Origin of the sequence: Polaromonas aquatica (genome assembly GCF_042659145.1) — a bacterium.
GTDB lineage: Bacteria > Pseudomonadota > Gammaproteobacteria > Burkholderiales > Burkholderiaceae_C > Polaromonas > Polaromonas aquatica.
Window position 1 is genome coordinate 103,381 of record NZ_JBHSRS010000083.1, and the last position, 19,539, is coordinate 122,919.

Annotated in this window: 17 protein-coding genes; 13 read left to right on the top strand and 4 right to left on the bottom strand. The window is 62.1% G+C overall.

Annotation, left to right across the window (positions count from 1 at the left end):
- The first annotated feature begins 19 nt into the window (after positions 1–19).
- From ACFQND_RS19675 to ACFQND_RS19685, 3 genes are all read left to right on the top strand, one after another.
- The gene (locus tag ACFQND_RS19675) at positions 20–1,003 is read left to right on the top strand and encodes a Bug family tripartite tricarboxylate transporter substrate binding protein (protein WP_371438080.1); all 984 of its coding nucleotides are present in this window, start codon (positions 20–22) and stop codon (positions 1,001–1,003) included.
- Between the two features lie 7 nt (positions 1,004–1,010).
- Positions 1,011–2,153, top strand: a complete 1,143-nt coding sequence (locus tag ACFQND_RS19680) for a CaiB/BaiF CoA transferase family protein (protein ID WP_371438081.1) — start codon at positions 1,011–1,013, stop codon at positions 2,151–2,153.
- 114 nt (positions 2,154–2,267) lie between these two features.
- Positions 2,268–3,464, top strand: a complete 1,197-nt coding sequence (locus ACFQND_RS19685) for an acyl-CoA dehydrogenase (protein WP_371438082.1) — start codon at positions 2,268–2,270, stop codon at positions 3,462–3,464.
- Between the two features lie 185 nt (positions 3,465–3,649).
- On the opposite strand, the gene ACFQND_RS19690 is transcribed toward ACFQND_RS19685, so the two are convergent.
- The gene (locus ACFQND_RS19690; RefSeq protein ID WP_371438083.1) at positions 3,650–4,624 is read right to left on the bottom strand and encodes an AraC family transcriptional regulator; all 975 of its coding nucleotides are present in this window, start codon (positions 4,622–4,624) and stop codon (positions 3,650–3,652) included.
- A gap of 186 nt (positions 4,625–4,810) precedes the next feature.
- Between ACFQND_RS19690 and ACFQND_RS19695 the strand changes: the two genes are divergently transcribed.
- The 10 genes from ACFQND_RS19695 to ACFQND_RS19740 all read left to right on the top strand — a co-directional run bounded on the left by ACFQND_RS19695 (position 4,811) and on the right by ACFQND_RS19740 (position 16,018).
- On the top strand, positions 4,811–5,965 hold the full coding sequence (locus tag ACFQND_RS19695; protein ID WP_371438084.1) for an FAD-dependent monooxygenase: 1,155 nt from the start codon (positions 4,811–4,813) through the stop codon (positions 5,963–5,965).
- A gap of 199 nt (positions 5,966–6,164) precedes the next feature.
- Positions 6,165–6,941, top strand: a complete 777-nt coding sequence (locus ACFQND_RS19700) for a YdcF family protein (protein WP_371438085.1) — start codon at positions 6,165–6,167, stop codon at positions 6,939–6,941.
- A 204-nt stretch (positions 6,942–7,145) separates the two neighbouring features.
- Positions 7,146–7,847, top strand: coding sequence for a TetR/AcrR family transcriptional regulator (locus tag ACFQND_RS19705; RefSeq protein WP_371438086.1), 702 nt, complete (start codon positions 7,146–7,148; stop codon positions 7,845–7,847).
- Complete coding sequence (locus ACFQND_RS19710) at positions 7,844–9,061, top strand: efflux RND transporter periplasmic adaptor subunit (protein ID WP_371438087.1); 1,218 nt, start codon at positions 7,844–7,846, stop codon at positions 9,059–9,061. The genes ACFQND_RS19705 and ACFQND_RS19710 overlap by 4 nt, the downstream gene beginning before the upstream one ends.
- Before the next feature lie 10 nt (positions 9,062–9,071).
- Positions 9,072–12,299: an efflux RND transporter permease subunit gene (locus ACFQND_RS19715; protein WP_371438088.1), complete on the top strand. Its 3,228-nt coding sequence runs from the start codon at positions 9,072–9,074 to the stop codon at positions 12,297–12,299.
- A 59-nt stretch (positions 12,300–12,358) separates the two neighbouring features.
- A complete protein-coding gene (locus tag ACFQND_RS19720; protein WP_371438089.1) occupies positions 12,359–13,054 on the top strand; it encodes a protein-L-isoaspartate O-methyltransferase family protein in 696 nt (231 codons plus the stop codon).
- Between the two features lie 55 nt (positions 13,055–13,109).
- Positions 13,110–13,481, top strand: a complete 372-nt coding sequence (locus ACFQND_RS19725; RefSeq protein WP_371438090.1) for a rhodanese-like domain-containing protein — start codon at positions 13,110–13,112, stop codon at positions 13,479–13,481.
- A gap of 102 nt (positions 13,482–13,583) precedes the next feature.
- The gene (locus tag ACFQND_RS19730; RefSeq protein WP_371438091.1) at positions 13,584–14,939 is read left to right on the top strand and encodes a TolC family outer membrane protein; all 1,356 of its coding nucleotides are present in this window, start codon (positions 13,584–13,586) and stop codon (positions 14,937–14,939) included.
- 20 nt (positions 14,940–14,959) lie between these two features.
- Complete coding sequence (locus ACFQND_RS19735; RefSeq protein WP_371438092.1) at positions 14,960–15,118, top strand: hypothetical protein; 159 nt, start codon at positions 14,960–14,962, stop codon at positions 15,116–15,118.
- Between the two features lie 15 nt (positions 15,119–15,133).
- Positions 15,134–16,018, top strand: coding sequence for a cupin-like domain-containing protein (locus tag ACFQND_RS19740; RefSeq protein ID WP_371438093.1), 885 nt, complete (start codon positions 15,134–15,136; stop codon positions 16,016–16,018).
- On the opposite strand, the gene ACFQND_RS19745 is transcribed toward ACFQND_RS19740, so the two are convergent.
- The 3 genes from ACFQND_RS19745 to ACFQND_RS19755 all read right to left on the bottom strand — a co-directional run bounded on the left by ACFQND_RS19745 (position 16,015) and on the right by ACFQND_RS19755 (position 19,523).
- Positions 16,015–17,400, bottom strand: a complete 1,386-nt coding sequence (locus ACFQND_RS19745) for a sodium-dependent transporter (RefSeq protein ID WP_371438094.1) — start codon at positions 17,398–17,400, stop codon at positions 16,015–16,017. The two genes, ACFQND_RS19740 and ACFQND_RS19745, sit on opposite strands and share 4 nt — an antisense overlap.
- A 119-nt stretch (positions 17,401–17,519) precedes the next feature.
- Positions 17,520–18,719 (bottom strand): CaiB/BaiF CoA transferase family protein, encoded by a 1,200-nt coding sequence (locus ACFQND_RS19750; RefSeq protein ID WP_371438095.1) that lies wholly within the window; start codon positions 18,717–18,719, stop codon positions 17,520–17,522.
- A gap of 9 nt (positions 18,720–18,728) precedes the next feature.
- Positions 18,729–19,523, bottom strand: coding sequence for an enoyl-CoA hydratase/isomerase family protein (locus tag ACFQND_RS19755; protein ID WP_371438096.1), 795 nt, complete (start codon positions 19,521–19,523; stop codon positions 18,729–18,731).
- Positions 19,524–19,539: the final 16 nt, after the last annotated feature.

Below are 19,539 nucleotides of genomic sequence, written 5' to 3' on the forward strand. Positions count from 1 at the left end.
ACGACACATGGAGACAAACATGAACACACGCAGAACCACCCTGATGGCGCTGGCCGCCCTGGCAGCCACAGCCGGCGCCGGAACAACCTGGGCGCAGGCCCCTTTCCCGCACAAGACCATGTCGCTGGTCGTGCCCTACTCACCCGGCGGCCCTACCGACGCCATGGCGCGCACGCTGGCCAATGCCATCAAGCCCATTCTGGGCCAGACCATGATTGTCGAAAACCGGGCCGGCGCCGGTGCCAACATAGGCGCCGAATACGTGGCCCGCGCCGAGGCGGACGGCCACACCTTGCTGTTCGGCACCTCGGCACCGCTGGCCATCAACATGAACCTGTACCAGAAGATCAACTACGACCCGTTCAAGAGCTTCGCGCCCATCATCCAGGTCGGCTACCTGCCCAATGTGTTGGTGGTTCACCCCAGCCTGCCGGCCAAAAACGTGAAAGAGCTGATCGCTTACGCCAAGGCCAATCCGGCCAAGCTGGCCTTCGCCTCCTCGGGCAGCGGTGCGTCCTCGCACCTGGCGGGTGTGCTGTTCAACATGCGTGCCGGCACCGATATCCAGCACATTCCCTACAAGGGCACCGGCCCGGCGCTGAACGACCTGCTGGGCGGCCAGGTGGCCATGTCCTTCACCGATGTGTTGACCGCCCTGCCCCACATCAAGGCCGGCAAGCTGCGCGTGCTGGGCGTGACCTCGGCCAGCCGCTCACGCGCCCTGCCCGATGTGCCCACGCTGATGGAGCAAGGCTTGAAGGACTTCGACGCCAGTGTGTTTTTCGGCATCGTCGCGCCCTCGGGCACACCGCAGGACGTGGTGACCAAACTCAACGCGGCCTTCACGCAGGTGCTACAGCAGCCCGACGTGAAACAGCACCTGGCCCAGCAGGGCCTGGAGCCGCCGCCGCAATACACCCCGGCGCAACTGGCGGGCTATATGCGCAGCGAGTCCGCCAAGTGGCGCGAGGTGATCAAGACATCCGGCGCCAAGGCCGATTAAGGGCAGCATGAACACCGCATCCAACGCCACAAGACCGCAAGGCGCCCTGGCCGGCATACGCGTCATAGACCTGTCGCGCATCCTGGGCGGCCCTTATTGCGGCCAGATCCTGGGCGACCATGGCGCCGACGTGCTCAAGGTCGAGCCGCCGCAAGGCGACGACACGCGCGCCTGGGGCCCGCCCTTCCAGAACGGCGTGGCCTCCTACTACCTGGGCCTGAACCGCAACAAGCTCGGCATGCAGCTAGACCTGGCCAGCGCAGCCGGCCAGGCGGTGCTGCTGGGCCTGCTCGAAGGCGCCGACGTGGTCATCGAAAACTTCAAGACCGGCACCATGGAGAAATGGGGCCTGGGCTATGAAGACCTGGCCAGGCGCTTTCCGCGCCTGATTCACTGCCGCGTCAGCGGCTTCGGCGCGGATGGCCCGCTGGGCGGCCTGGCCGGTTACGACGCGGCCGTGCAGGCGATGACAGGCATCATGAGCGTCAACGGCGAAGTCGGCGGCGAGCCGCTGCGCGTGGGACTGCCCGTGGTCGACATGGTGACCGGACTCAATGCCGCGCTGGGTGTACTGCTGGCACTGCAGGAGCGCGAGCGCAGCGGCAGGGGCCAGTTCGTGGAGGCCAGCCTGTTCGACTGCGGCCTCTCGCTGCTGCACCCGCACGCGGCCAACTGGTTTGGCAACGGCAAACGCCCCACCCTCACCGGCAACGCCCACCCGAACATTTACCCTTACGACGCCTTTCCCACGCACACCGTGCCGGTCTTTCTGGCGGTGGGCAACGACCGGCAATTCGGCCTGCTGTGCAAGCACCTGCAGACCGAAGCCCTGGCAAGCGACCCGCGCTTCAGCCTGGCCGGCGGGCGTTCGGTCAACCGCCAGGAATTGCGCGAACTGCTGGTGCAGGCGCTGGCCGGGCACGACGGCGCGCAACTGGCCGACGCGCTGATGCAGTTGGGCGTGCCCTGCGCCCCCATCCTGTCGGTGGATGCCGCGCTGCAACACCCGCACACCCAACACCGCGAGATGGTGGTACGCATAGGCGAGGACTACACCGGCGTCGCCTCCCCGATCAAATTGAGCCGCACGCCTGCGACTTACCGCCATGCACCGCCGACCGGGTTGTCTGCGGATGGACCCAAAACCTGAGGCTGTCCGCAAGACAACTGCCGCGCAGCCACCCACTCAACCCCATTTAGTTGACACTTAAAGCATCTTCATCAACTTGGGTACACTTTGAGAAACCTCGAAAGGAAATTGACCGTGAAAGCCAAATTCAACTGGGAAGACCCCTTCCTGCTGTCAGAGCAGCTCAGCGACGACGAACGCGCCATTGTTGATGCCGCGCACACCTTCTGCCAGGAAAAACTGCAGCCGCGCGTGCTGATGGCCGCGCGCCACGAAAAGTTTGACCGCGAGATCATGAATGAAGCCGGCGCCATGGGTTTCCTGGGCTCGACCATTGAAGGCTACGGCTGCGCCGGTTTGAGTTACGTCGCCTACGGCCTGATCGCACGCGAAGTCGAGCGTGTCGACAGCGGCTACCGCAGCGCCATCAGCGTGCAGTCCTCGCTGGTCATGCATCCCATCAACGCCTACGGCAGCGAGGCACAAAAACAAAAGTACCTGCCCAAGCTGGCCACCGGCGAATGGGTGGGCTGCTTCGGCCTGACCGAACCCAACCACGGCTCGGACCCGGCCAGCATGCTGACGCGCGCCAAACCGGTAGACGGCGGCTTCATCATGAAGGGCGCCAAGATGTGGATCACCAACAGCCCGATCGCCGACGTGTTTGTGGTCTGGGCCAAGCTGGAAGACCCCGACGGCAAGGTCGGCGGCCAGGAAAGCATTCGCGGCTTTATCCTTGAAAAGGGCATGAAGGGCCTGAGCGCTCCCAAGATCGAAGGCAAGATGAGCCTGCGCGCGTCCATCACCGGCGAAATCGTCATGGACGAGGTGTTTGTGCCCGAAGCCAACCTGCTGCCCAACGTCAGCGGCCTGAAGGGTCCGTTTGGCTGCCTGAACAAGGCACGCTACGGTATCGCCTGGGGCGCTTTGGGTGCGGCCGAAGACTGCTGGCACCGTGCCCGTCAGTACACCATGGACCGCCAGCAGTTTGGCCGCCCCCTGGCGCAAAACCAGTTGATCCAGAAGAAACTGGCCGACATGCAAACCGAAATCGCACTGGGCCTGCAAGGCTGCCTGCGCGTGGGCCGGCTGATGGATGAAGACAAGGCCGCGCCGGAAATGATTTCGCTGATCAAGCGCAACAGCTGCGGCAAGTCGCTGGATATTGCCCGCATGGCGCGCGACATGCACGGCGGCAACGGCATCCATGACGAATACCACGTCATCCGCCACATGATCAACCTGGAAACCGTCAACACCTACGAAGGCACGCACGATGTGCATGCACTGATCCTGGGCCGTGCGCAGACCGGTCTGCAGGCATTTTATTGAGTTTTTTTCAGGCTGCAGCCCAATAAATACAGGCGCAACGAGCTATCAAAAATATAGCACCTGCCATCTCATACGGATTTGCGTTCGAGCGCCAGGAACTGTTCGGGCTGAGCCTGTCGAGGCCTCGCGTGAGGCTTCGACAGGCTCAGCGTGAACGGATTTATCTTTTTGGACGCAATTGGGTATCAGTCCTGTGACGCCTCGCCACCTGCTGCGGCCTTCATGCGTGCCGTTTCGCGCTGCAGGTAGACACTTGGCGTCACGCCGGCCCAGCGGCGGAAGGCCCGGGAGAAAACTTTCTCCGACTCATAACCCGCCTCTTCGGCAATCCGGCTCAAATGCTGGGTGCCGGCTTCAATCTGCCCGGCGGCCAGCGCCATGCGGTGCGAGGTCAGGTAACTGATAGGCGTTGCGCCCACCAGCGCCTTGAAGCGCTCGCTGAAGCGGGAGCGCGAGATGCCCGCATCAAGCGCCAGCGAATCGACAGTCCAGGCTTTTTGCGGCTCCCTGTGCATGCGCATCAGGGCGCGTGCAATGGGCGGATCGGTCAGGCCGCGCAGCCAGCCCTCACCCATCGCAGCCTCCTTGCCCAGGTGCTCGCGCAGGATATTCACCAGCAGCAGCTCGCCCATACGGGCCGCAGACAACCGCCAGCCGGGGCGCCTGTCCAGCGTCTCCAGGATCAGCGACTCCATGGTGTTCGCCAGGGAACTGGACAGCGGCATGTCCTGCGCGCGGATGTGGATCAGCGGCGGCAGGATGCTGAACACCGAGTGACGGCAGTAGGCCGAAAACCAGAGCTGGGCCGAAAACATGTCGGTCAGGTCGCCACCGCCGCCGTGGCTGAACACCAGCGGGTTTTCGTCCATGATGCCCACCGCGTGCCGTGCAATCAGGTTTGAAAACGCTTCGGCCTTCACGCCGGGCGACGAGTACAAGGTATGCGCCGCACCCAGCGGCAACATGAGCAGGTCGCCCGCCTGGACGCGCAGCGGCTCTGCGCCCTGGAGCTGTATCCAGAAAGGCGCGCCGCGCGACATCCGTATCATCGCACCCGACACGCCCTCGGACCTGAGCGCCCATGGTGCCGTCAACTCAAACCTTGCCGTCACTGCCTGGCCGGAGCGGCAAATGGACAGGACCTCGCTCAATACATCCATGTCACCATGCCTGTTGGTTGCCAATCAGGCAGGCTGGACGAATAGTGCCCAGATTGGGCCTTTCGGCGGTTGAACGGGCATTGCATGGGCTCCACAATCGCGAATGGTAGCAAACGGGGGCCGGCCTTCAGCCGCTTCCGTTTACGCAAGTTCGCGGCAAAACAGTACTTCATCCAAAGGCAAATCGTGCATTCATTAAAAATCGGCGTCGTTGGCGCGGGCATTGGCGGTCTGGTGGCGGCAAACGCGCTGCACCAGGCAGGCCACGATGTCGTGGTGTTTGAGCAAAGCAAACAGTTTTTGCGCGTGGGCGCAGACATCAACCTGACACCCAACGCCGTGCGCGCGCTGGACCCGCTGGGCAGCAGCATCGCGCAGGCGGTGCGCGCATCCGCCGCCCGCCCCACACACCGCATCAGCCGGACCTGGGACAGCGGCGAGGAAACCTCGCGCCTGGAGATGGGCGACGAGGCCGAACGCAAATACGGCGCGCCGCAGCTCACCATTCACCGCGCCGACCTGCTGGCTGCGCTGGCCGATGCCTTCCCGGCATCAAAAGTGCGGTTTGACAAACGCGCACAGGCCATCACCGAAACGCCGGACGGCGTGGACATCAGCTTCACCGACCAGAGCCGGCACACCGGACTTGACGTGCTGATTGGCGCCGATGGCATCCACTCTGCCGTGCGCGCGGCGATGTTCGGCGCGGAAAGCCCGCGCTTTACCGGCGTGGTCGCGTTCCGGGCCGTCGTGCCGACAGAACGCGTGAAGGACGTTCCCAATATCCAGGCCTTCACCAAGTGGTGGGGCCCGTCGCCCGAGAGCCAGATCGTGACCTTTCCGCTCAACCAGGGGCGCGACACCTTTATCTTCGCCACCACGGGGCAGGATTCATGGCATGAAGAGTCGTGGACCACACCGGGCAGCGTGGACGAATTGCGCGGCTTTTACTCAGCATTTCACGCCGACGCGCGCGCCCTGCTGGACGCCTGCGACAGCGTGCTGAAAACCGCGCTTTACGAGCGTGACCCGCTGCCGCACTGGGCCATGGGCCGCATGGCCCTGTTGGGCGATGCCTGCCACCCGATGATGCCTTTCATGGCGCAGGGTGCCGGCACGGCGATTGAGGACGGCGTCGTGCTGGCCCGCAACCTGACTGGCCTGAACAGCGCAAAAGAGGTGCCTGCGGCCCTGGCGCTTTACGAGGCCATGCGCATGGAACGCGCCAGCAAGATCCAGATCGGCTCACGCGGCAACAACTGGCTGCGCGCTGGCGGCAACGCGGACTGGGTTTACGGTTACGACGCATGGAACACGCCCCTGGAAGCGCCAACAGCCTGAGCCCAGGCGGCCATGCCTGCCGCCGTACAGGCGGCAACCCTCAGGGCCTGGAGCAAAGGCAGCTGCCAGGCGCGATGACAAGCAGCGAGTAGCGCCGGGTTATAGTCTGAAGACTGCTTTTTGCAGCTCTTTTCAGAATATATTCAGGCCCCAGCCCCCTGGCAATGGGCGCCGCAAGCTACTTTTTTTATAGCAAACAATGGAACTTGGCGCGCTCAAACCCCTGCTGACCAGCCTGGTCATGCCGCCGCTGTCCCTGCTGTTGCTGGCTTTTGGGGGCCTTTTTTTAGCTGCCAGGAAAAAGCGCGGTGGTATTGCCCTGGCAACACTCGCGCTGGCCCTGCTGTGGTTGTTGAGTTGCCATGGCACGGCGGTCTGGCTTGCCCGAACAGCCTTGCAGCAATTTCCCCCTGCCACCCTTTCACAGCTAAAAGCCGACAAGGTACAAGCCGTGGTGGTACTGGGCGGCGGCATTTTTCCCCAGGCTCCCGAGTATGGACAGGCACAGCCCGGCGCGGCAACAGCGGCCCGCCTGCGTTACGGCGTCTGGCTGGCCCGCCAATCCGGCCTGCCGCTGGCCTTTACCGGCGGCATGGGGCTGGCGGCCAGCAGCGCGCAGGATGTTTCTGAAGCCGAAGTCGCGGCACGACTGGCCCTGCAGGACTACGGTTTCAGCATTCGCTGGCTGGAATCAAAATCCCGCGACACCTCGGAAAACGCCCGCTTGCTGGCACCGCTGCTGCAAAAAGACGGCGTGCAGCGCATTGCACTGGTAACCGATGCCTCGCACATGCCGCGTTCCATCATCGCCTTTGAGCGCGCCGGTTTTGCCGTGACACCAGCCGCTACGGGGTATGTGCTGCCGGCGCGCAACGGCTTGCTGGAATGGCTGCCGTCTGCTTCCGGCCTGCAAGCCTCGCAACGAATCCTGCACGAATGGCTGGGCATCCTGGCCGGCCGCTGGCTGCCGGTTTGATTCCATTTCCAAATCATTCGTGAACGCGAAGGCGAAGGCGAAGCGCAGACAGTACAAAGGTACGGCCAGCGAAGCCGACAAAGTGCACGGATGATTTGGAAACGGAATACGCCTTCAATCATCGGTTTCCCATACCCACCGATTGGCACTTGGTTGACGCACGCAATCCAAGCAGTTACATTACTAACCAATCAGTCATTAACAATGCCACTTTCCAAACTATTCTGCAAACAAGATGCCTCGGTCGCCGTCAAACGCGAGCGCCGCAAGGAGGCGCGTCCGGGCGAGCTGCTTGATGCCGCGCTGGATCTGTTTGTCGAAAAGGGCTTTGCCGCCACCCGGGCCGAAGAAGTCGCGGCGCGCGCCGGGGTTTCCAAGGGCACGCTGTTTCTTTACTTCCAGAGCAAGGAAGAGCTGCTCAAAGCCGTTGTGCGCGAGAACATCTCCGGCCGCTTCAAGGAATGGAACGATGAGTTCCTGAAATTTGAAGGCAATAGCACGGAGATGCTGACCTACTGCATGAACATCTGGTGGGACCGCGTGGGCGCAACCAAGGCCTCCGGCATTACCAAGCTGATGATGAGTGAAGCCAAAAATTTCCCCGAAATAGCAGCCTTTTACCAGCAGGAGGTGATCGCGCCAGGCCAGGCCCTGATCCGGCGGATTCTGCAACGCGGCATTGACCGCGGCGAGCTCCGTGCGCTGGACCTGGACTATGCGGTCTACACCATCGTGGCGCCCATGATGTTCCTGATACTGGCCAAACATTCGGCAGGCGTGTGCGTCATCAATGCGGCTGACCTCGACCCCAAAAAATACATCGCCACACAGCTGAGCGCCATCCTGCATGGCCTGAGCACAGCGGCAGATGGCTCCAGTCCCGATAAAGAAAAAAAATCAACATGAGTTTGCGCAAAAAGAGCTGGATCAAATGGACTGTCGCCCTTCTCGTGGTACTGCTCATCGCCCTTGGCGTGGTGCGCGCGCTGTCGGCGCGCAAGGCCCAGCAGCAGGCGCTGGCCGCAGCCGCCGGCAAGGAACAGGGGCTGGTCGAACTAGCGGCCACAGACGTGGTCAAGGCGCAAACCCTTGAGGTGGTGCAGGGCCTGCCGGTCTCGGGCTCGCTCAAGGCAGTCAACTCCGCCGTCATCAAGGCCCGCGTGGCCGGCGAGCTGCAGGGCCTCAGCGTCCGCGAAGGCGATCACGTCAAGGCTGGCCAGGTGCTGGCACGCATAGATGCCAGCGAATACCAGTCCCGCGCGCGGCAGGCCAGGGAACAGGCCGAGTCGGCAAAAGCACAGGTGGATGTGGTGCAGCGCCAGTACGACAACAACAAGGCGCTGGTAGACCAGGGTTTTATTTCAAAAACAGCGCTGGACGCCTCGCTGGCCAACCTCAATGCCGCGCAATCGACATACAGGGCAGCCCAGGCGGCGACCGAGGTGGCCAACAAATCGGTCGATGACACGGTACTCAAAAGCCCCATTACCGGCCAGGTCTCGCAACGCCTGGCACAGCCCGGCGAGCGCCTGGCCGTGGACACAAAAATCATCGAAGTGGTCGACCTGAGCCGGCTCGAACTCGAAGCCACCCTGAGCGCGGCCGACTCCATCCAGGTGGCCGTGGGCCAGAGCGCCGAACTGCAGATTGAGGGCGGCAGCCAGACAGCCACGGCCAAAGTCGTGCGCATCAACCCCAGCGCACAGGCCGGCAGCCGCAGCGTGCTGGCCTACCTGAGCATTGACAACGCGGCCAGCGGCAACACGCTGCCCCTGCGCCAGGGTCTTTTTGCGCAGGGCACCCTGGGCACCGCACGGGCCATGCTGCTGGCGGTGCCGCTCAGCAGCGTGCGCACCGACAAACCGGCGCCGTATGTGCAGGCGATTGAAAACGGCAAGGTGGTGCACAAGGCGGTGGAACTCGGCACGCGCGGCACTGCAGGCAATGAAAATATCGTGGCCATCCAGGGACTGGCCGAAGGTACGCAGGTCATACGCTCAAGCATTGGCTACCTGCGTGAAGGCACGCAGGTGCGCTTCACGCCCATGACCGGCATGCAGGCGGCCAGCGCCCCTGCAGCCGCCGCGTCCAGCCCGGCTACGCCCCGCGCAACACCTTAAGGCCTGCAGCATGTGGTTCACGCAGGTCAGCCTGAAAAATCCGGTTTTTGCCACCATGGTCATGTTGGCCATCGTGGTCCTTGGTCTTTTTTCCTACCAGCGCATGCAGGTAGACCAGTTCCCGAATATCGACCTGCCGGTGGTCGTCATCACAACAGAGTATCCCGGGGCATCGCCGGAAATCGTTGAAAGCGAAGTCACAAAAAAGATCGAGGAAGGCGTCAACTCGATTGCCGGCGTCAACGCCCTGACCTCGCGCAGCTATGAAGGCCAGTCGGTCGTCATCATCGAATTCCAGCTCTACGTTGACGGGCGCAAGGCCGCCGAAGACGTGCGTGAAAAAATCTCGGCCATCCGGCCCACGCTGAGGGACGAAGTCAAGGAGCCGCGTGTATTGCGCTTTGACCCCGCCAGCAAGGCCATCTGGTCGATAGCCGTTTTGCCTGATCCAAAAAAAGGCAGCATGTCGGCCGTCGAGCTGACGAACTGGGCCGACCAGGTGCTGAAAAAACGCCTTGAAAACGTGCGCGGCACGGGCTCCATCACGCTGGTGGGCGGCACCAAGCGCGAGATCAATATCTACCTCAACCCGCAAGCCATGGAGTCGCTGGGCATCACGGCCGACCAGGTGGTCAATGCTGTGCGCAACGAGAACCAGGACCTGCCGGTGGGCGCCATCCGTTCGCTGGCGCAGGAGCGCGTGGTCAAGATTGATGCGCGCATGAAACGGCCCGAAGACTTCGGCAAGATCATCGTGGCGCGCAAGGGCGGCGGAAACGGCGCGGCCGTCACCGTGGAACAGGTTGCCCGCATCGCCGACGGCGCGCAGGAAATCGACAGCCTGGCGCTCTACAACGGCCAGCGCACCCTGCTGGTATCGGTGCAAAAAGCCCAGGATGAAAACACCATAGACGTCGTGAACGGGCTGAACAAGGCCGTCGCCGACATCCGGCCCCAGTTGCCCGCGGGCACGCGGCTGGAACTGATCACCGACAGCGCCCGCCCCATCCGCGTGGCGGTTGAAAACGTGCGCCGCACGCTGATCGAAGGTGCTTTGCTGACGGTGCTGATCGTGTTTTTGTTCCTCAACTCATGGCGCTCCACCGTCATCACCGGATTGACCTTGCCGATTTCCATCATCGGCACCTTTTTGTTCATGAACATGTTCGGCTTCACCATCAACATGATCACGCTGATGGCGCTGTCGCTGTGCGTGGGCCTGCTGATTGACGATGCCATCGTGGTGCGCGAGAACATCGTGCGGCATGTGCAGATGGGCAAGGGTCCCTACCAGGCCTCCATGGACGGCACCAGGGAAATCGGGCTCGCAGTGCTGGCCACGACGTTCTCCATTGTTGCGGTGTTCCTGCCGATTGGCTTCATGGGCGGCATCATCGGCAAGTTTTTCCACGAGTTCGGCGTGACCATCGTGGCGGCGGTGCTGATCTCGATGTTTGTGAGTTTCACGCTGGACCCCATGCTGTCCAGCATCTGGCACGACCCGTCCATAGAAACACATGGCAAACGCGGCCCGCCCGTGACCTTCTATGACAAGACCATAGGCCGCGTGACCGGCTGGTTTGACCAGGCCACCGAGTCCCTGAGCAACAGCTACCAGGGCATCCTGCGCTGGTCGCTGATGCACAAGCTGGCCACTTTGGGCCTGGCCCTGGCGATCTTCATCACCAGCCTCTTCATGGTACCGCTGCTGGGCACCGAGTTTGTCCCCAAGGCCGACTTCTCCGAAACCTCGCTCAACTTCTACACACCCGTCGGCTCGTCGCTGGAGGCAACCGAGGACAAGGCGCGCCAGGTGGAAGCCATCATCCGCGAGTACCCCGAGGTGAAATACACCCTGGCAACCCTCAACACCGGCAACGCGCAGGGCAAGATGTACGCCAGCGTGTACATACGCATGGTCGACCGCAAGGCACGCACGCGCAGCGCGGACGAACTGTCAGGCCTGCTGCGCGACCGCCTCAAACAGGTGCCGGGCATCACCGTCACGCACGTCGGCCTGCTCGACTCCGTGGGCGGCGGCAAGCAGGTCGAGTTTTCGATACAGGGCCCGGACCTGAAAGAACTTGAACGCCTGGCGCGCCAGGCCAGCGACAAAATCCGCGACATCCCCGGGCTGGTAGACCTGGATTCCAGCGTCAAGGCGGACAAGCCCGTGATACAGGTCGATGTGCGGCGCGATGCCGCGTCCGACCTGGGCCTGTCTGTTGCGCAAATCGCCGCCTCCCTGCGTACGCTGGTCGCCGGGCAAACCGTGGGCAACTGGCGCGCGCCCGACGACCAGACCTACGACGTCAATGTACGGCTGGCACCTGACGCCCGCAATTCGCCGCAGGACCTGGAACGACTGCCCTTCATGAGCAGCACCATGGGCAGCAATGCCGACGGATCCTCGCGCATCGTGCGGCTCAGCCAGGTGGCCAGCGTGAGCGAGTCCACCGGCCCCAACCAGATCAACCGGCGCGACCTTGCGCGCGAGGTCGCCGTCAATGCCAACGTCTACAAGCGCTCGGCCGGTGAAGTCTCCAACGACATCAAGGCCAGACTGGAGAGCATGAATTTCCCGCCGGGCTACCGTTACCAGTTCAGCGGCTCCACCAAAAACATGGCCGAATCGTTCGGTTATGCCGTCTCGGCGCTCGTCATGGCGATTTTGTTCATCTACATGATCCTGGCCAGCCAGTTCAAGAGCTTCCTGCAGCCCATGGCCCTGATGACTTCGCTGCCGCTGACGCTGATTGGCGTGGTGCTGGCCCTGCTGCTGTTTGGCTCGGCACTGTCGATGTTCTCCATCATCGGCATCGTGATGCTGATGGGGCTGGTCACCAAAAACGCCATTCTGCTGGTGGACTTTGCCATCCGCATGAGGGAAGACCGGACGGACACGGACGGCCGCCGCATCCCCGGCATGGAACGCAGCGAAGCACTGCTGATGGCCGCAAAAGTCAGGCTGCGGCCCATCCTGATGACCACCCTGGCCATGATTTTCGGCATGATCCCGCTGGCCTTTGCACTGACCGAAGGTTCGGAGCAGCGCGCCCCCATGGGACAGGCCGTGATTGGCGGCGTGATCACCTCCTCGCTGCTCACCCTGGTGGTGGTGCCCGTAACCTATTGTTATATGGACGACCTGGCGCAATGGTTCAAGCGCAAGTTCGGCCCCAAAGCCGGCCGCAAGGCCGCTTCCGGGGTGTCCGCAGGTGTCACGGGCCACGACTAAAATTAAAGGTTTCCCGTATGTCCTCCCCTTACTTTTCCCCGCCAAACCACAGGTCCGCCATGAACTACGAACAAGCCCGTTTCAACATGATTGAGCAGCAAATCCGCCCCTGGGAAGTGCTGGACAACCAGATCCTTTCACTGCTGGCGGTGGTCAAGCGCGAAGATTTCGTTCCGCTGGCCCACAAGGCGCTGGCGTTTGTCGACATGGAGATCCCCCTGACCTCCGACCTGCAGAAGAACCCTGGCCAGTGCATGCTGGCGCCCAAGGTCGAGGCACGCATCCTGCAGGACCTGGCCGTTCAAAAGCACGAAAAGGTGCTGGAAATCGGCACCGGCTCCGGCTACATGGCGGCGCTGCTGGCGCACCGCGGCCAGCAGGTCATCACCATTGAAATCGACAGCGCGCTGGCCGAGACCGCACGCGACAACCTGCAGAAAGCCGGCATCTACAACGCGGAAGTACGCACCGGCGACGGCGCCGCCAAGCTGGCCCAATCGGTATCGGGCAGCGACCCGCTGCGCGGGCCTTTTGATGTGATTGTGCTCAGCGGCTCCGTGGTGGAAGTGCCGCCTGCGCTGCTGTCATTGCTCAAGGTCGGCGGCCGCCTGAGCGCCATCGTCGGTACCGAACCGGTCATGCGTGCCACGCTCATCACACGTGTGGCAGAGGACGCCTGGCGCACCACGCAGGCCTGGGATACGGTGGCGCCGCAACTGCTCAATTTCCCCGAGCCTTCGAAATTCATCTTTTGATTTTTGAGCAAACGCGACTTGAACACGGCATAAGCCCATTCACCAGAGTGCTTTGATGATCCCCCAATTGAACCCTTCCAGCTTTGCGGCCTGGCGCGACAGCGCCCAAGCCGGTCTTTCCGGCACGCCCGCAGCCCTGCCCATAGTGCTCGACGTGCGCGAACCGTGGGAGCTGCAGACAGCATCGGTCAAGCCGGACGGCTTTACCCTGCTGCATATTCCCATGCGCGAAGTTCCGGCACGCGTCGCCGAACTGGAGGCCAGCTACGGCAACGGACACCCCATTGCCTGCCTGTGCCATCACGGCATGCGCAGCCTGCAAGTGGGGAATTTTCTGGAGCAACACGGTTTTACCGAAGTCGTCAATTTCCAGGGCGGAATCGATGCATGGGCGCAACAGGTCGACCCGGGCGTTCCGCGCTATTGATTCTGTCCGGCGGAGCCGCCCGATCTGCTTGCCTCTGTTTTTATTTGCCAACGCACACTCAATCTTTTCAGGACTTTTATGACAACGCCCAGAAAACTGCCGATGCCCCCGGCTCCCGCGGCCTGCGCGGCCCGGCCGAGGCTGCAGCCCCTGTCGCTGGCCCTCGCCTCGGTGTTGATGGCTTTCGCCCCGCAGACACAGGCGCAAAGCCTTGTGGAGTTGTATGAGTCCGCCCGCGCTTTTGATGCAAGCTACCAGTCGGCCAGGCTGCAGTACGACGCCAACCTCGCAAAGGCAGACCAGGCCAAAGCCGGCATCCTGCCAACGGCCGGGCTGTCCGCCGGGGTCTCAAGCTCCAACTTCAGCAACAACAATCCGGCCGTGGACCGCAGATTCAGCACGGAAAACGCCACGATCACGGCTTCGCAACCCCTGTACCGGCCTGCCAACTGGGCGGCCTACGAACAGGGCCTGAGACAGGTAGACCTGGCCAAGGCGCAACTTGATGCAGCCGAGCAGGACCTGATCGTGCGTGCCAGCCAGGCCTACTTTGACGTGCTGGCAGCACAGGACACCCTGACATTTGTGCGTGCGCAAAAAGTCGCCGTGGCCGAGCAGCTCGCTTCTGCCAAGCGCAATTTTGAAGTGGGAACCTCCACGATCACCGACACCCGTGAAGCGCAGGCGCGTTACGACCTGGTAGTTGCCCAGGAAATCGCGGCCGAAAACGATTTGCGCGTCAGGAAACTCGCGCTCGACACCCTGGTCGGAAGGCCCGAAGCACAGCCCAAAGGCCTGATCGTCCCGGTGGCGTTGCCGCCCGTGGTGCCCGCCGACGTCAATACATGGGTGGACCAGTCGGCATTGGTGCATCCCGGCGTCCGCCAGGCCCAAAGCAATCTCGACATTGCCGACCTTGAGGTCAACAAGGCAGAGGCAGGCCACAAGCCAACCGTGGACCTCAACGCCAGCTACAACGTCACCCACAGTCCTTCGGGGACGACCGTGAGCAACCTAGGAACACGAAACAACACGGGCACCATTGGCGTGCTGCTGAATGTGCCGCTGTTCGCAGGCTTTGCGACACAAAACCGCGTCAGGGAAACCCTGTCGCTCAAGGACAAGGCGCGCAGCGACCTGGAAGGCACGCGGCGCGCCGTGGCCCTCAACACACGTACCGCCTACTTCAGTGTGCTATCCGGCCAGGGGCAGGTCAAGGCACTGGAGGCCGCCGAGCTGTCAAGCCAGAGCGCGCTGGACGCCAACAAGCTCGGCTACCAGGTCGGCGTACGCATCAACATCGACGTGCTCAACTCGCAAAGCCAGCTCTTCCAGACCAAACGCGACCTGGCCCGAGCCCGCTACGACGTGTTGCTGGGCAGCTTGCGGCTGCGGCAAGCCAACGGCACCCTGACGCCTGATGACCTGCAGGGTATCAACTCGCTACTGGTCAAATAACGCCAAGCAGTATTGCCGCCATGCTGATGCCGATAGAAGATGCAACGCTGATGATGGGCGAACTGCCGATTGAGGCAGAGCCTGTCACCACGGCCCCCACCATCGTGCCCGCAGGCCCAGGCTTTGAGCTGATTGAAGAAACCACCTGGGATGCCTTAAAAACAGCCGGCAGGCAATGACCTTTTGACAGGCCAGTGCTGGTCAAGGGCGGCGTGAAGCATTGGCCCGCGTTCCGGCAATGGTCCTTCGAATCGCTGGCTGATCTCTGTGAAAGCGATGCATCGGAAGCCCCCGTCAAATTCACGGATGGCCTGGTGGAACAAGGCGTGACCAAAGGCAGGCCATTTTTGCCGGTGGCGCCTTACCTGCGCGAGCTCGGCAAGGCGGCGCGGAAAACACCAGACCCGCAGGCCGGTTTGCTGACCGTGGAAAGGCTGGAACACATCCGGAAAAATCCAGGCGAGCGCTTTCATTTGAACTGGGTGCACATGCAGTCCTTCAAACCCACGACGCTGTACCTGGCGCAGTGGGACATCCTTGAAAAATTCCCGGCCCTGCGCAAGGAACTGCTGATCAAAAGCCTGTGGCCCGACAAGTCCGCGCTGGACAGACGCCTGACCTGGGAATACATCTTCATGGGCCCGGCCAACACCGTGACCGGCCTGCACAACGACTTCCCGCACAACTGGTTTTGCCAGTTCAGGGGCACCAAGGAGTTCATCCTCTTCCCGCCGGACCAAAGCCCGCACCTGTGCCCGGCCAAAAAATATGACTGGGGCGCGACACTCAGCGATATCAATGTCTCGCGCCTGCCGGAGCAGCCCAAAGAGCTCGCGTCGTTTGAGAAAGCCAGCGGCATTTATGCACGCGTCGAAGCCGGTGATGCGCTCTTCATTCCCAAACGCACCTGGCACTCGGTGGTTTCAAGGGAACCATCCATCAGCCTGGGCATGTTCGGCCTCACGCCGTACGAAGTAGCCACTGGCGGCGCCTGGGCCACGCTGCGCGACTGGGCGCACCACCTGCACCTCTACGCCTGGGGCAACTGCACATGCCACCAGGTACTGGGCAAGGGCTAAAAAAGATTCAGGCCCTTGAGCATCACAATCAGGATCAATAGCGGCGAGACATAACGCAGCAGGAAAAACACCACATCCACCAGTTTTTCATTGTGCAGCTGGCCATGATTGGAGAGCGCCAGCCTGAACTTGTCCCTGCCCCAGACCCAGCCGACAAACACGGCAATAAAAATGCCTCCGGCCGGCAGGATGATGTTCGACGACACAAAATCGAACAGGTCAAACAGGTTCAGGCCAAACAGCTTGAAGCTGGCCAGGGTACTGTTGCTCAGCGCGCAAGCTGCACCCGAAAAAACCAGCAGCACAATGGTCAGCAGGATTGCACTGGTACGCGAAAGGCCAAAACGCTCATGCAAAATGACCACCGGCACCTCCATCATCGACAGCATGGCGCCGGTTGCAGCGACCGCAGCCAGCACAAAAAACACGACCATCAGCCACTGCCCCATGGGTATCCGGGAAAACACTGCCGGGATGGTGATAAACACCAGCGCCGGCCCTGCTGCCGGCGCAAAGCCGAACGTAAATACCGCCGGGAAAATGGCAATGCCGGCCAGCATGGAGACGCACAGATCCGCACTCATCACGCAAAATGTCGTGACCGGTATGTTCTGGTCATCGCGAAAATAGCTGCCATATGTCAGCATGGTGCCCATGCCTACCGACAGTTTGAAGAATGCCAATCCAACGGCCGTCAGCACCACCGCCGCGCTCATTTTGCTGAAATCGGGTTTGAACAGGAATGCCAGGCCGTCCACCACCCTGTCCAGCGACAGGCTGACGGCACACAGAAGCAACAGCAGCAGGAAAAGCAAGGGCATCAGTTTCTTGCTCAAGGCCTCTATGCCCCTGGTCACGCCCATCAGCAATATGCTGCCTATAAAAACCAATACGCCCCATTGCCACAACAACGATTGCAGCGGGTCGCCGATCAGCGCGCTAAAAGCAGCCTCTGTGACATGCGGATCGCTGCTGAGGATGGACCCGCGCATGGCCTTGAGCACATAGGCAAAAACCCAGGCCACGACTTCGGAATAAAAAGACAGGATCAAAAATGCTGCCAGCATGCCGGCAGCGCCTATCAGCCACCACGGCTGCCGCCTGGGTGCCAGCGCCTGCAGGGCGGAGATGGGGTTGGCCCTGGCCTCGCGTCCGAGCGCAATTTCGACAATCATCACCGGCAGCCCGACCAGCAAGGTCGCCAGCAGGTACACCAGCAAAAAGCCCGCACCGCCATTGGCGCCAGTCAGATAGGGGAATTTCCAGATATTGCCCAGACCGACCGCTGAGCCCAGGGTAGCGGCCAGCACCCCGAAACCGGAAGTAAAACCCACCCGCTTCGGGGCAGGCGCTTGCCGCGCCACGGAGCTTTTTTTATTCATGGGGCACCGCCTTCCGGTGGAAACAAACGTCTGGCAGATCACCTTAGATGACTGGCGACATTTATGCAAGGGCCGAAGCCGGTGGTACGGGGTCTATTGCCCGCACCGATGAAGCCCCCTCACCTGTTCAGGGGCCCATCCAACAGTTCTGCGAGAACCTCGGCCGTGTGCTGTCCGAGGGCAGGCAGCTGACCACCCCGCCGGGCAACACCATCGATTTTCAGGGGCATGCCAGGAATTTGAACGGCGTCGCGTCCCGCGGCACCAACTTCAACAAAAAGATCATTTGAAACGCCGGCCTTGCCAGGCAAAACTTCGGCCATGGTGCGAACAGCGCCAACCACCACGCCCGCCTGCGTCAGCAGATCGCACAAGGCATCGGAGGTCATATGGCTCATGGCCTCGCCCAACTCGACCCGCAATGCAGCCCGATTGAGAACACGGCCGGCATTCTCCGCAAACCGGGGATCGGACGCCATCTCAGGCCGCCCGATCGCGGCGCACAGGCGCGGGAAATGCTCTTGCGTGTATGCGGAAACAACCACCATGCCATCGGCCGTGGTGATCACATCGGCTGCAGGCGCCACGCGGGGCTGGCCGTTCCCGCAACGCAGCGGCAGAACGCCGCTCAACCGGTACTCCGCCCAGACATTGGTCAGCGCCTCTACCGCCACATCAATCAGTGACACATCCACCAAGCTGCCGCGGCCGCTGACCGAGCGCCGCACAAGTGCCGCCAGCACGCCGATCGTGAGCGCGTGAGCTGCCATCGAATCCACTGCCGTAAATCCCACGCGTGTCGGATCGTCATCACCGCGGCCGTTAAGACTCATCATGCCGCTTTCGGCCTGCGCGGCGATGTCGAACCCCGGCCTGACACTGGCCGGGCCTGTCTGGCCGAATCCGCTGACCTGGCCATAGATCAGGCGCGGCGCGAGCTTCATCAGCGTGGCCGCATCCAGTCCGGCCTTTTCCATCACACCCGGCCGCGTGTTGTGCAGCAGCACGTCCGCGGTACACGCCAGCTTGCGGGCTAGGTCCCTGTCCTTTTCAGTGCGCAGATCAAGAACCACTGATCGCTTGCAACGGTTGTAAGCGGTAAACATGGGGCCATAAGCATCCCGCGTCCACCCGGCTGCACGTGCGGTATCGCCAGCAGGCGGCTCTATCTTGATGACATCTGCACCCAGATCGACCAAGGCCTGGGCGGCAGCGGGCGCTGCAATGAATTGCCCGAATTCGACGACACGCAAGCCTTTCAGGGGTGCATCTTCATCCGTAACCTGGACATCATGGAATGGGGGTCTGGTTTGCGACATCGTTGAACCTCAGCAGCCTTTAAATACAGGTTTTCTTTTCTCAAAAAAAGCCGCAGCCCCTTCCCTGAAATCCTCGCTCGCGAACAAGCCAGGCGCATGTTCCAGCTGGAACGCCAGCGCCTGTTCCATTTCCATGGGAGCCTCACGCAGCCCCGCCTTGATGCGGCTGAAAGCACGGCCGGGCCCGCGCACCAGGCGCTGGGCCATCTCATGGGCGGCGGGCAATGCAGAGCCGGACTCGACACAACGGTCTGCCAGGCCAATAGAGACCGCCTCGGCAGAAGCAATCTCTTCTGCGAACAACATCATCTGGCGCGCCTTCGTGACGCCAACACGGGCCGGAAGCGACCAGAACAGGCCGGCATCGGGCATGGCACCGACGCGGACAAAAACACTGCAAAAGCGCGCGGTTTCACCGGCAACAATCAGGTCGCAACAGGTCGCCAGGCCCAACCCAGCCCCATACGCGGGGCCATCGACCGCAGCGATCAGCAGCTTTTCCGACAGGGCAATACGGCGGTAAAGCGATGCATTGGCCTGCATGCGGGCACGTGTTTCAACCTCGGAGGTGTCAGCGAGCTGCCGCAAGTCGCCGCCCGAACAAAAGGCGCCGCCCGCGCCCGTGAGCACGGCGCAGTGCAGCTCCTTGTCGTTTTCCAGTTCATCCAGCCCGGCAAGAAGGCCCTCCAGCACACCCGGGGCAGCTATCGAGTTTCGCAAGGCGGGCACCTCAATTGTGAGTTGCAGGACGCCAGCCTTGCGCTCCGTATGAACCGGCTGAGAACCAGGTTTTGAAATAGGCATGGGTAAATTCAATGGT